This window comes from Paenibacillus sp. OK003 (genome assembly GCF_900109515.1).
GTDB classification, from domain to species: Bacteria; Bacillota; Bacilli; order Paenibacillales; family Paenibacillaceae; genus Paenibacillus; species Paenibacillus marchantiae.
On record NZ_FOBD01000020.1, the window covers coordinates 91,313 to 105,916 of the forward strand.

The following is a 14,604-nucleotide window of genomic DNA, read 5'->3' on the forward strand; positions in this document are numbered from 1 at the left end:
CGGATAGCACGCTAAAGTATGATGTTGGTGAGGTGATGAACATGTATGCTCGTATACGCAATTTACGTGAAGACAAAGATTTATCCCAAACACAAATGGCCTCTTATCTTGGCTGTAGCCAACGTGTATATAGCAACTATGAACGTGGTGAGTTGGATATTCCAACGGCTATATTGATAAAGCTGGCAGACTATCATCAAACCAGCACTGATTATCTTTTAAATCGGACCAGTGTAAAGAAGCCCTATTCTTTAGGTTAATTCACTTTGAGTTTCCCAAAAAATTTATATCCGAATAATCAAAATCAGATAACCAATTTTAAAAAAGATACTTTATTATTAGAACCAAATGAAGTTCTCAGAGAGTGTTTTATTGAAGTGACAAGAGTACAAGTACAGCATGGAAGAATTCCGTTGATCTTTTTTAAATTGAATTCATAAGAGGCTGTGACTCATATCCCTCAAGCTTATCTGAGATAAAAGAATTATATCGTAACTAACATAAATTTTTAGAGACTTTGTTTCTCTGTTAAAATACGAAGTAGTAGTATAATAACACTATACTACTGACCACGTTTTTCACTTTTATTTACTTGCTAATCAATCTTAGCATCCAATTATGCTATTTCTTTCTTAGAATAAACTATATTATTGTAACAATTTTCGATCAGGCATTAAAGTCATAATTACATGATCTTCATTATAAAGCTCTTTTTCCAATATACTTCCAGTTAATATAACTTGACCATTGTGACTTTTCTCAATGATTTCAAGAAATCTTTTATACTTATCTGTATCCAAATCCTTATCTTTAGGTGAATCCAACAGAATAAACCCTAAGTGGTTAATATCTATATGATCCATTAAATGGAATAATGATGTTATATAAGTAAGTCGAGTGGCCACTTTCAAACTTGCAGAAGAAATATTTCTTATGTTGATATTATCGAGAAATGGTGTATACTCTGAGTCTAATGTTGCTTTCATGTCATGTCCAAAAATGTATTTTAACTCTTCAGAAAAAAACTCTCTCCAGTTTTCTAATTTGTCTTCCTCTGAGTAAAAAACACTCTTCTCTAATTGATCTAACTCATCTCTTAATGTATTTATTTCAAGTTCAAGCTTGTTTTTTTGATTCTTAAGTTCATCAATTGCTTTTAGATAACTAAGATGGACTTCAAGCATTTGTTCATTTTTAGTCAAGCTTTCTACACGTTCTTTTATAGAGCTAATAATAGTTTCAGCTGGAGAATTATTTTGCTGTTGCTCTTTTAAAAATTTTTCTTTGAGCTTTTCTATTTTTTTATCATTGATTTTTTTTATATTCTCTGTTTCTTTTATTTGTGTTGAGAGTTCTTCTTTTACTTTATTAGCCTCAAACAATGATTCTTCTAACATTCTCTTATACTGTGATATTCTTTCAAGATCGTCACTATCAACTTCATTGGAACAATAACTACATTGACCATTGTTGGGAGGAAGAATGTTTGTTTTTTGCAAGCAAACTGGACAAATTTCAACTGGAATAAGTGTTATTATTTGTCGAGCTATAATCATTTTTTTTAATTTTTCAATTTCCACACTTATAGTTTTAATAACATTTGTTATATCGTCTCTTTGCAAAATTAATTGATTAATATTCTGTCTGATTTCTGTATTTTCCTTTATCAATTCTATACCGAACTTGTCATTAATTTTAGAATTCATTGTCTCAAGTCTAGAAATATATTTGTAATTTTCTACTGATAATTGTATTTTTTCTTCTTTAATTTTCTGTATTTTTTCAATAATTTTATTTTTATTTTTCAACTTTACTATTTCAGAATATTCATCATTATTTAATCCACTTGAAATACTAACTTCACTCATAACTTTAATTTTAGATAATAACAAACTTCTTTCCTTGAATAACTTTTGTAACTTCAACCTTGCTTTCTGGACATCTGTATTTTCTTTGCCGAGTAATGCCTCAACAATAGCTTTTTTTATTAAAGATTGATTGTTAATATATTGCCTTGCCCCGCCACCTAAATCCGCCAATATTTTATATGCCGGTGTATCTTGGTCGGCAGTCACCGCACGTAGCATAAAATAATATCTCATATTCGCTTTGTTGTTGTTTCCATAAGGTATTTCTTGAGTCCCATATCCTTCCTCAACCAAAATCATTTCAGAAAATTCTTCTAAATTTTTTATTTCCACTTCCTCTTCTACTAATTCATTTTGCATATTAAGAGGAATTACAAGTATGCTTCCTGAAGAAGGAAGTTTTCTTATAAATCTATATCTATTTCCACTCTTCAATTCAACATCAATTTCAACATGATCTGTAAAGCCACTTTTGTCTATTTCTTCAATAAAAGAATCTATATTTGTCCCTAAAGAATAAAGAATAAGTTTTATGAAGGTCGTTTTTCCAGTAGCATTTTCTCCAAGAATATAGTTGATTCTCCCTAAACTTATTGAGAAACCTTTTTCGCCTTTTACTGTAATTTTTTTTATAATCATTATACATCCTCCAAAAATCTACTCAACGCCTCTATCCCATTTTCTGTAACATGGAGAACTGAATCTAAGCTATTGTTTGGGCTTTCAATTATATTCAATAAATTTCTACTTACTAAGATCACAATTGCAGAGTCGAGCGTATCTAGTGCTTCTTGTGATCTCCTCTTCAATAATGTATTTACAATTTGTACTCTATTATATTTAATTCCTTGTACTCGTCTTGTAGACAGCGCTTTTAATAATTGCATAGAACATAAATATGGATCTAAATCAGCGTCTTCATCAAAGAACCAATCTGAAGTACGGTCAACTAGCATATATGTGCTCACTTTATTCCACCTTCCATCTTATTGCACAGTTAGAGGTAGCAATATAAAGTAGCCCTTCTAAAAAGGCCTCATCAATTTCTATGATATCTTCATACCTTGAAATTAATGATGGAAATTGAGAAAATATATCTTCACTTTTATATTTCAGCAAATCTCCATCTTCCATTGGCAGTGTAACTTTTGATACACATGTTAATAAATTCTCATATATATCAGCTAATAATCTTTTTCCTTCTTCTGATTTTTTTAGCTGAAATATAATTTTAAGTGAATTTAATTTTGAAGTAACAGCACGTGCTTTTGTTAGACCATTTGTCTTGCCATCATGGAGTTTTCTAAACAATGTACTGTTATCTTCATCAGAAACAATAAAAAAATCTTCTTCTAGTCGGATTGCTCGCCTAGCTTTTGAGCTAGTAATGGTCTGTATAGTAATTTTATCTCGACCTACAATATCTCCAGACACTGTATTGTGAGACTGTTCGATACTATTTCCCAACTTTTTTATCCCTTCCAACCAAATCACCTTTTACAGTATTTTTATTTTGATTCACTTTATAATTTTTACTACTGTTAATCCTAATTTTTTGAACTACTAATGTTAGAGTAGCTCCTGCTGTAAAAGCAGCAATATGAGTTAATATTTCACGAACCCACGTCTCCAAATGTAACACACCGTCCCTTTTAATAATTTCAATAACACCCTAAATTTTACTACATTCACCCATGATAGGACAGAACTAAAATTTAAATTACATATTTTATCAAATTATTTATAATATCATTTAATTGCCAATCTTTTCCCAAGCCTTTTACGTCAAGATACTAAAAAAATATAAAACATATACTTGTGATTAAATCACTAGAAAAGAATACTATCTCTTCTCAAAATGTATTTGTTTCCTTAAAACAGCTACGCCTTTTATATTTTTATCTCCTTTTTCTGTGGTATATCTTTCTATTCTCCCAAAGAATGTAATCTCAATCTCTTCAGACTTGTTTTTAGCCTCATTCAATTGAGATATAAATCTCTCAAACATTGGTTTGAACAGTTTAATTTGCGCAAAAGTGTCCGACTTTTCATTTTTCGATAGAGGCGTCTTTTTCAATTTTAATTGAACCCATGGATATCCGTTCTCATCTGGATATTCTTTTCCTATATTAGTAAAGGTACCTCTTAAACAAACTAATTCTTTAGGTGTTTTTGATTGAAATTTTTCAAAAACCCGATCCCAATTCTCAAAATATATATCCGTCCAAGGAGCGCTTACACCAAAAAATTTAAATTCCAGAAAATTCTGAGTTCCATGTTTCTCAAAATACTGGGCAATTTTCGCAAAAGCTCTCGCTGAATTTATGTAGTCAGATAGCTTCTCTGTAGTATTTGTATAATTACCGGGTGATTTTTTTGGTTCTTTATTCTTCTCCCCTTTTTCTTTTATTGGAATTAAGTCCTGAGATAATAAATCCATTAAAGATTTTTTCAAATCTACAGGAATATTAACTCTGATCACTAACTCTTTGTCTATAACTACTCCAGCAACTTTACTTGTAGGTAAATTCTGAGTTTTATTGTTTGTTTTGTTATAAGGACATTCACCACCCTCATAGTCTAAATGATTCTTCTTACCTCTATTCAGCCTCAATATTGGCGCCATGTATTTTTCATTTTTTATGTAAGTTCCAACGAAACTGACATCAACATTACAGAATTCACATTTAAGAGAGTTATTCAGTTTTTCATCTAACTGTATGTCATCTACCGATACTCTACCAGCAGTAGGATGCATAGCCCAACTCATTTTCAGTTTTGAACTCATAATTATCCTCCTTATCCATCTTATGATTTATATCGGAACATAATATACTATTTTGTAGTTATATGGATGAAAATTGTGGAATACACTGGAAAAAAGAAACCCCGAAACATAACAATTCGAGGTTGTACTTACTATTACGATTCATATCTTGTTTTATTAGCTTAAAATTTGGACATCACCAAAAAGGGAGCAATTCAAATGCTGTTTGTCTGTTCACTTAATTTCTTGCGAAGACCCTTCTACAATATCAATCATATAGACCTTATGCATGCCTAATTTTTCGGTAGTGGTAAGCTTGTATAATTCAGGTTTTTCTGTAGGTTTTAATATAGCCCACTGCCAATTAGATCCCGGTCCAGTGGTTAAGGCTATTATCTCTTCAGTGTCCAGATCTAATGGAATGGCTTTCTTTTCAGCTTTATCAGAACCTCTCTTACAATTAAATTCACCTGATTATTTCTCTCTGACATGTCGATTAATTCGATATTGTACTCATACTTCTAATCAGATGTGTAACAAACCGGATCACTTTCTACTTGATCTCGTTCCACCGTATTTTGTAATGCAGTTACAAAAGCCGGAGTACAGAAAAATAGTATAAAGATGAACACCCTCCCACAATCATGGTACTTACACTCAACTGATAATTCCATTTTTTTATGAGAATTACAATCGAGATCACATTAACAATTAGAGAAGGTATTCCATAGAAAAGCATGATCGGCATGCCAATTAAATCCAGGGATCTTTGAAAATTAGACGTCGCTCCAACTAAAAACCAAATGAATACTGCTACATTGATGAAAATAATAGTGATCCACATATATTTCATCCAAGTCGAATTCTTTCACCTCTAAATCCTATCCATACATCAACACCGAGTCCTACAGCATTTTGTCTTCTGAATAGGATATTTCTTGAAGTCATGTATAACTGACATCTGGATAATGCCACACTAAACATCGATAATCGGGACATGAACTTGTGCTCTCTAAACAAAGAAAGCCGCTACAATTGCGACTTTCTTTGGGTAGTTATTTTTTCTGGAATTTTCATTAAGACATTTAATTGATTTTTAATATTGATTTGACTTTATTCAACCCACATGACATTTTTTGATTAATTAAAAATAGTAAAGAAACAATTTCTATATGAGCTCTGCTTTCTTCTGGATTCAATGCAAACATTTCAGTGGTTTCGTTTAAAATAATTACCTCGAAATCACTTTCTTTAATGATAAAATGATCAGTTAATTCCATTTTTTCTCCTACAGAAGAGTGATTCAGAAAGTAGACAATCTCGTCAAGCATGTATTCTCTAACCTCAATATCCATAAACGATAATAACATGTTTGCCGCTTTCCTTTTATTTTTAACAAAAAATTTTTCAATATCAAACGTGTTCATGCACTCCCCTCCTAAAATTATTTAGGATAAACACTCCATAAATTTCCTAACTCATCAACAACTATTTTAATCATTTTTTCATTCCTAGTACCTACAGTTTTACCGGTATCAATTATTATTTCATAGGATTTTTGACCTTTGGATCCTAATCCATTATTTGTAACACTCTTTATTTTACCGTTTTTGATTGAATTGGTAATTAACTTTTTGGCCTCTTCTTGAGTAGCGACATTAAATCTTGCCCAAGTTCCAGTACCACCAGAAAGATGTTTATTTTTTACCCAGATGTTTGAAATACCTTTTTTAAGAGCTTTTTTTCCAAGTGTAGACACGCTACTGCTTAAAATAGCATATCCACCACCTAATCCTCCCCCTGCTATTGTTATCCAAGCCACTTGTACGTCATAGCGATCTTGTCCATTTTCATATGCATTTAACAATTGTGTTTTAGCCACACTAGCATTGGTTTGTGAGTTGATAAATGCACCACTGGTTTGGGTTAATTGTGCATATAAATTGGAAAATTTAACACCTTTATCACCGTAGACCTTAGTAAAAACTTTGTTCAGGCTGGGTTTAAAGGAGTTATCCCCTTTCATTGCGGCACTCAACATCTTTTCAACTTCGTAATATGTCGAGGTTTTACGATGTCCACTTGGATCAACATATTTCAGTGGATTGTTATGAACATACGAATACAAATTCAAACTGAGCGGATCATTCAATTCTCCCTCGTACGTATCCTCACCGATGAAACGTGCCATGCCTGGATCATACCAACGTGCCCGCAAATATTGCAGACCTACCGTATCATCCCAATATTCTCCGGCATAGCGAAGCATATTCGGTACGGTTTCCTCAGTTGTTAACGGTCCGCCCCAGATATCATAGGTATAGCTGTTCAACATTTTTCCTGCATCGTCCACAAGGCCAACGACATCGCCATGACCGTTCAATTGGTAGTATTCCAGTTTACCTGTTTGCTTGTCCTGGCGAGCCCATAATTGCCCATACAGATCATAGATATAGGCATATGTTAGCTCTGCTTTTCCAGACGTCACAGTGGCCTCAGCCATGAGTTTGGCTTCTTCATCGTAATAATAACGAATCGTTTGGTCGCCTTCCGTACGTTCATACAACAGTCCATCTCCATTATAGCTGTAGGTTACCGTTTTGCCTTCACCTGTTGCTTTAATCAGACGATTCTGGCTGTCATACGTATACTGTGCATCCTTTAGACCGTATACCTTACCACTTCCGGTACTGTACCGGTTACCATTCGGGTCATAAGTATACGTTTCTTTTTGCGTGCCCGTTTCGGTCTGAATCCGGCTCAATTCATCGTATGTGTATTGATCGGTTTCCCCGTTCTGTGTACGGGACGTGATGTTTTTATTCCCATCATATTCATAGGCGAACTGTTGCACCGCAGATGTCCCTTGAGAGATCGTGATTCCCGACAGGTCATAGCCATTGAACTGGTAGCTTGTGCTGAGGCCCTTGCCAAACGACAATTTCTCCAGCAAGCTATTGGACGCATAACTGAATGTCATACGATCCACAGGCGTCGTTCCCGATGCTGCGAGTACAGAAGCCCCTCCTGAACCCGAGGTAATATCCATGGAGGTTACCCGATTCATGGCATCTACTTCGCCGTGAATGCGCAAGGATTGTCCTTTGGCATCCGTTAAGGTATACCCTAGACGTTGCTGGGTATTGTTTTCGTAATCAAGTCGTGTCCCATCCGGGAACGTCAGTCCGCTCAGCATCCCATCTGCTGCTTGATAACTGTACGTGGTCTTTCCATGATCATCTGTCATCGATGTTCTGCGGCCAATCTCGTCGTACGTATAGGATACATTCGTATCCGGTGCTTTCATACCTGTGAGCATGTTGTCACTGTTATACGTATACTCTGTTACTTTCCCAAGTCGATCCTGTTTTTTAATCAGATTACTTTTCTTATCGTAATATAAAGTTGTCGCATACCCGGCTGGACTCGGATGCGTCTGTTTAATGAGTCTTCCCAATTCATCATACTGTTTTGTGACTGTTTGCGTATTCGGTGATACGATCTGTGTCACTTGGCCCTGATAGCTATAGAAGTAGCGGCTTGTCTCTTGCTTCGGTGTTGTCACTGTTGTGATCTGTCCAAGCGCATCATACGTATAGGTCGTTCGTTGACCGTTACCATCGATAGATGCAATTACGTTACCATCGATATCATACTCGGTTTGTTGTAACGGAACATATGCACCATTCCGATATTCTTCCACCGCCGTCACTCGACCAAGTAAATCCTTCTTCTCCCGTGTTTGATTGTCAGCAGCATCCTTATAGGTCACCGTTTGGGCCACAGCATCAATGTTGGTTGTTCCGGTGGTCCCGTCTGGATACTTTGTCTCTATCGCTTGTCCAAACGCGTCGACTACAACTCTCGTAACATTGCCTTCAGCATCCTCAACAGCCGTAACATTACCTTCGCGGTCATAGGCGTATTTGTACGTAGCCTCAGCCGTCTGCTCTTCTACCAAAAGACCTAACGGATTATACCGCTCGGTCGTGACAATGCCATCTGGCGATGTATTTGTAATGATGTTCTTAACATCATCATACGCCGTAGTTGATTTCGTACCATCAGCATGGACGATTTGTAGAAGTCGCCCTCTCTTATCATACTGATACGATTCCTGTTCCCCGGATGCATCGGTTGTCTTTTCCAGTTCACCAGCATTCGTATATTGATACGATTCCACGAGGGCTTCTGCTTTACCAGCAGCATCATTCACAGATATGGACTTGGATTTCACCAAATGGCCTGCATTAGCCTGATAACTCAACGTCGCTACGCTGTCTTTAGCTAAATAGCCTCCTTTATCCGTGGTGCTGATGACTCTTCCTTTATCGTCAAGCTTCAATTCCAATTCAGAGAGCAATTGCCCGCCGTATCCATTTTTAGTTGTGCTCCGCAGAACAGAGCCTTGGCTGTCATAGGTTGTTTCTGCGTATCTCTCCAATGTACTATTAATCTTGGTGGTCGAACGAATAGGTTTGATCCAGTGATATGGAGCCTTACCCGTTTCATACGCATAGGTAGTTTCCTGTCCTGTACTTTGTTTTTCGGACGTCACCATTCCATTGGCATCGTAGGTCATGGTTGTGGTTAGCTTCTCGCCTGCACGTCCACCCTCACTAACCCACTCCGTCATTTGAGTCGGAAGGTTTCGCTTCGTCTGGTTATCGTACTGGAACTCCGTGGAATAAGTCACGTCATCTCCAGTTAACGTGTGCTTATCTGCGCGAACCAAATCTGGATGAGCTGCAGCGCTAAACGTTTTGGAGAACGTCCAAGTATCTACAGTGTTCTCTGCTTTCACTTTCGTGGTCCATGTTGCAGATTGACCGTAAGAGTCCAGATCTTCTCCCGAGTACTCAAAGTTAACCTTGCCCAGAACTCCTTCGCCTTCCGTTGTACTAAACTGGCTCTTGCGCTCTCTTACTTTGAATACGAAATGAGAGGAAGCTTCGCCAATCTGCTTCAGCGCCGGAATATATGCATAATCCGTTATAGCTGATGAAGGGCTTGTAATGCGCGATAGCAACGCTGTATGCATCACACCTTGAGCATTTTGATTGCTTTGCAACTCAGGTAAAAAGTTGAATTTGGATTCCGGATAATAATACGTATACGTCGTTGTCCGATCGAGAGCATCTGTGTATTCTCGCAAAATGCGAATGCCTTCGTCCTCGCGTTGCGTGTATGTTGCTTTCCGATCCGTTCCGGCAAGCTGTACAGTAACCTTCAGGTTGTTATAAGCAAATGTCAGCGCCTGACCTTCGCTGTTTTCAATTCGTGCAATAGCTTGGTTTCCGTTCAATGTCGTATAGTGAATATTCACGGTATTCCGGTAGCCATCTGTAATTTGCAACAGTTCTCCGGCTTCATTAAATAGATAATCGTAGCCGTTTCGGATGGATAGACGGTAACTGCTAGATACGCCATTAACAGTCACGGTCGCATCTCGCTTAATGGTTAAGTCATTCCATACGTAACCTTCCAGTTCCAGGTTCGCGTTTAAGCGGTAATAGCCCACGCCTGGAATCAGAATATACTGATGATCGCCACGTTTTTCCATGAAAGGAATGTCCCAACGCCACCCTTGCCCCAATCCAGCAGAGAGTTCTTCCTTGCGTGGCGTAACCTTATTGGAATACGTTTGTGTCGTTTCGTCATATTCAACGCCAAGTTGCCCAGTGGCTCTAGCGCTGTCATAGACTCGTGTCAGATCAAACGGAATGAGTCCAGGTAGCGAAAGGTCAGTACTCTGAATCATCATTTCCCCTGTAGCAGTAGAGATGGATTCCGCTCCGTAAGACGTCATATAAAGCGATGCGTCATCTCGGATATCTACATGGTTAAGTCCAGTTTCATCCACGGTCGTTCCAGTACCTGGAGCATCCTCTCCAAGAGCATTAATCGAGAACGTGTTTTGCTGTGATGAAGCGGAAGGGCGTAGCCCCTCCATTTGAATCGGTTCGCTGATTTCTTGTGCTTCTAGCCATTTTTCAGCAGCCTCGCCGCCTGTGCGATCTGTCTGTAAAGCTTTATACAACTGGTACAACGAGTAACCCTGATCTAGTTTCTTCTCGATCCAATCTTCTTTGATACCAAATTGCTCTTTTAAACTATGGATTGTAATGTAGGTAGCGGAAGGGAGGGAATCCCTACCTTCTGCCGCCGCTGCTGCTTGTCCTCCATATCCAAAAGAACCGAACCCACTAAGAATCAATGTGACGCATAACCAAATAATCGTTATTTTCTTAAACACTCCATCACCTCAACCTAGATTTAGAGAATCATTAATTAAATGGAAAAATCTTTTTCGTTCGTTTCGTCAAATTACCGTTGCGGTCATACTCAAATACAATTTGATCTCCTGTAAATAGAACGACTTTCAGCAATTGATTGCCATAGCCGTACTCATAGCTATTGTCATTGCGAATGTTCATCCACGCTGCCTTTATGGCTCCCTGAATCGGTTTTCCATCCTTTTCACTTATCTTGAGATAATAATTCTGTCCACCTTGAAGCTCCCATTCAAGAACAGTATATTGCTCACCATATACCTGTTCTTGCTCTATTGAAGTAGCTACCGGAATACTCAGTTCCTTATCTGAATACAATTCGATCCGAGGTTCAATGGAAAAATCACCTGATTCCTTTATCGCAATCCGATACTTGTCAGAACTATAAGGACTAAAACGGTAGTACACATTCCCTTGCTGAACTGTGGGAAGCGCCGTCTCTGTGTTTTCATACAAAGTCAGAAACTCCACTTCCGCTTCCTTGACCGTAAAGTGCCGATAAGCACCTACAAATTTCAGCGTTTGGGCTGACACGTTATGCACCTGAATGTCAGACTTTCCAGGTACAAATTGTCCTCCTGTAGCGTTCTTTCCTTCCTTAACAACAGCTTGATTCTGATTTCGAATAACGTAATCATAAGTTCCTCCTTCAGAAGGAGAACCAACGAGTAAAGCCTCATAAGGTGAGGTATTCGAGAACAAGAGCGTGTTATTTGGAGTCAAATTCCGCTTGATAAGTGCAGGCTCCTTACTTGAACTGGCTGTCACAGGAGAATTATATTGAATCGTTACAGGTTCCGTAGATACTACGGTAACGACAAGTGTTGCACCGGCAGGAATATCCCATGTTGCATGACTTTTACCTTCCACGAAATACAATGCTTTATTGGATTTGTCGTAGACCGTATAATCCACAACGGAATTTATTCCTGCAATTCGTTCAATTTGAGCAGGTTCCGAACCCGGATTCGTAAATACTGCGCTCTCACCTTGTTTAATGGTGATTTCCAATTCTGGTGAAGGGACTTGATCATCTTGTCCACGGAAAACGCGGTAAATCCCACCATACGTTATGGGTTGATCTGAGATGTTGGTAACAACAACTTTTTTACCACCCAAGACATACGCCTCGATCGCTGTTGCTGTTCTACTGCTTGACACTGTTCCATCTACGTTGTAAATCGTGTAATCATACACCCGCCCCGCGCTGCTGGAAGCATCATTTCGCACCCTTTTCGAATCTGAGCTTATGTTGGTAAAAGCATAGCTCTCGCCCTTGTTCAACGTCACGCGCAGATAAGCCGGTTCCTGGCTATCCACTACGGAGAAATCATCCGTGTATTCAAATAACACAGGTGTACTTCCCCCTACCGTAACGATGGCTTCACCGCCAGCTGGAATGGTGGCGAGACTTACATTGCTATTGAATTTGTCACTATGTGCTCTGCCATCTGCCTTATACACAGCAATATCAAACAGCCCACCTATTTTTTTGGCATTACTCCGAATCGGGTTACTGAGTGAACCCCCATTGTGGAATTTGACCGATTGGCCCGGTGATACGGTAATCTTACTTAGTGCTTCATTAGGTCGATCCTCTACATCAAAAATGGTGTAAATCGCACCTATGGTTACAGGTTGAGCAGATACGCCTGTAATTACTGCTTTATTTCCATAGTAAACAACTGGTTCAACCGCTGTTGCTTTTCTTGTACTCCGTTCTGTGCCATCCGGATAATATGTCACGTAATCAAATATTCGCCCTTGGCTGGTGGACGCATCACTGTCGAGATATTCCCGATTGGTACTGTTATTCCAAAATGTCACGCTTTCTCCCTGTTTGAGTGTTACGCGATGGTATGCGGGTTCCATGCTTTCTTCAACCGAGAAATCATCCGTATAACTAAACTCAATTGGGACTTGCCCAACTACGGTCACGACTGCGTAACCTTGTGAGCGAATGATTGGATTCGTATTTTTGTTGAAGCCATCCGAATGAACAACGTCTTCTGATGTATACAGGACATAATCAAAGAGAGCTCCGTTGGTACTGCTCGCATTGTTTTTGATTGGATTCGCTAAGGAACCATTGTTCCGAAAAATCATGGATTCACCAGGATATACAGTGATTCGAGTAATTGCATCGCCACCGGCTTTTTGGACATCAAATGTCCGATAGGGTACACCATATGTTACAGGCGTTGCTGTAACCAAAGTTACAACGGCGGTTCTTCCTGCTGCTACAGTAGGTTTAGTGGTCGTATTCGTCCCTGTAGAACTTTCCGTTCCATCCGGAAGATAAACAACGTAATCATGCTTATCTTTGGTCGTTCCATCCGTTTGGAGTGCATCGGATTTGGAACTGATATTGGTGAATTGGTAACTTTCACCTTGGCTCAGCGTCACTCGAGTATACGCAGGTTCATCGCTCCATCCACCGGTATAAACTTCGTAAGGGAGTCCAATGGTGACAGGCTGTGATCCAGCCCCTGTAAAGATAATCTCGTTTCCTCCCCCTAAGTAGGGTTTTCCGGTTGATTCAAAATTCGAACTAGAGAGACTTCCATCTTCGTTGTAGTTGGCATAGTCATACTTCCGATCTTGAGCTGTGGACGTATCCGCACTAACCGCTCTCGTTTGAGTTCCTTCATTGACGAACCAATAGCTCTCACCTTTGGACAATGTCGCTCTATGTAAGGCAGGATTCTCAGATACACTATAGGTAAACTCAACAGGGATGGTTACTGTAAATGCATTGACCCCACTTGAGGTTACGACAGCGGTGTACCCAGCTCCTACGGATAAGCTACTCGTCGAATTCATGTTATCCGTTGAGATGCTTCCATCTGCTTTATAAACAGCATAATCATATGAACTGCTTCTCGATGTTGCCGCATCTGTGCTCAAGGATCGAGAGCGAGTTCCAGTATTCGTGAAGCTGTAAGAATCACCAGGATACATCGTTATGACTTCTTCACCCGCTAGTGCCATGGTTTGGGTAGAAAACATATCCTCCTCATACGTGTCCTCCGTTACTGTCGGCGCATCTTCTACATCTTCAACGTCCTCGTCTACACCTTCCGGTTCTTCATGGACGTCTGGATCAATACCATCCAGATATTCGTCGTCTGTTAAAGCTGATTCCTCCATAGAAAAATCAACATTCCCCGCGCTACTTTCAGTTGTTATTATGGTATCCGATTGATCCGAAAGCGCATATCCGCTGGTCGGATACATGGTTCCAATCAACAACAAAGCCATCAGAAAAACAATAAAACCTTTTCTTAAACTCATGGAATTTATATTCCTCCTTTATGTTTTTTCTCCATTCCCTTCCTAAACAGATGTATAAATGGAGTCTAATAAATCATTATCGTCATTTCCCTTATTTTAGGATATAGTTAATTAGTCCCTACTTTAAGGGACTTTTTTCCTTTTCCATTTCAGATAACAATTAATATATTCTGTAATTATCTTGATCCGAAACAGAATTAAAGATTAAATGCAGTTCAAATGCTATTTCAATTGAATTAATCGTTTTTCCTAATTGGGCTACAACTTAGATTTATTACCTTAAAAATAAAAACCAGCTAATGTTTGTCAAGCATTTCTTGTTGGATGAGTTCTTTTTTCGTGTTATACTTTTTCCGACCAACACGAATAACCTCCACTGCTA

The 14,604-nt window shown here is 38.5% G+C and carries 9 protein-coding genes; 1 reads left to right on the forward strand and 8 read right to left on the reverse strand.

Translation table 11 applies throughout. The annotated features are described in order from the left end of the window. The first annotated feature begins 41 nt into the window (after positions 1 to 41). Complete coding sequence (locus tag BMW94_RS25435) at positions 42 to 260, forward strand: helix-turn-helix domain-containing protein (protein ID WP_091001565.1); 219 nt, start codon at positions 42 to 44, stop codon at positions 258 to 260. A 387-nt stretch (positions 261 to 647) separates the two neighbouring features. Here the strand turns inward: BMW94_RS25435 and BMW94_RS25440 are convergent, their stop codons facing one another. The 8 genes from BMW94_RS25440 to BMW94_RS25470 form a co-directional block, all read right to left on the reverse strand. After that, on the reverse strand, positions 648 to 2,507 hold the full coding sequence (locus BMW94_RS25440) for a coiled-coil domain-containing protein (protein WP_091001566.1): 1,860 nt from the start codon (positions 2,505 to 2,507) through the stop codon (positions 648 to 650). Beyond that, positions 2,507 to 2,836 (reverse strand): hypothetical protein, encoded by a 330-nt coding sequence (locus BMW94_RS25445; protein ID WP_091001567.1) that lies wholly within the window; start codon positions 2,834 to 2,836, stop codon positions 2,507 to 2,509. Before BMW94_RS25445 ends, BMW94_RS25440 begins: the two co-directional genes overlap by 1 nt. A 1-nt stretch (position 2,837) precedes the next feature. Then, positions 2,838 to 3,353, reverse strand: coding sequence for a hypothetical protein (locus tag BMW94_RS25450; protein ID WP_091001568.1), 516 nt, complete (start codon positions 3,351 to 3,353; stop codon positions 2,838 to 2,840). Then, complete coding sequence (locus tag BMW94_RS30290) at positions 3,325 to 3,501, reverse strand: hypothetical protein (protein ID WP_175480850.1); 177 nt, start codon at positions 3,499 to 3,501, stop codon at positions 3,325 to 3,327. Before BMW94_RS30290 ends, BMW94_RS25450 begins: the two co-directional genes overlap by 29 nt. Before the next feature lie 210 nt (positions 3,502 to 3,711). Beyond that, positions 3,712 to 4,656 carry a hypothetical protein gene (locus BMW94_RS25455; protein ID WP_091001569.1) on the reverse strand — a complete coding sequence of 315 codons (945 nt, stop codon included), beginning with the start codon at positions 4,654 to 4,656 and terminating at the stop codon, positions 3,712 to 3,714. Positions 4,657 to 5,720: 1,064 nt separating this feature from the next. Beyond that, positions 5,721 to 6,062: a hypothetical protein gene (locus tag BMW94_RS25460; protein WP_091001570.1), complete on the reverse strand. Its 342-nt coding sequence runs from the start codon at positions 6,060 to 6,062 to the stop codon at positions 5,721 to 5,723. 17 nt (positions 6,063 to 6,079) lie between these two features. Then, entirely contained in the window at positions 6,080 to 10,891 is a 4,812-nt protein-coding gene (locus BMW94_RS25465; protein WP_091001571.1) for an RHS repeat-associated core domain-containing protein, read from the reverse strand. A 31-nt stretch (positions 10,892 to 10,922) separates the two neighbouring features. After that, positions 10,923 to 14,222, reverse strand: coding sequence for an RHS repeat domain-containing protein (locus tag BMW94_RS25470; protein ID WP_091001572.1), 3,300 nt, complete (start codon positions 14,220 to 14,222; stop codon positions 10,923 to 10,925). Between the last annotated feature and the right edge of the window lie 382 nt (positions 14,223 to 14,604).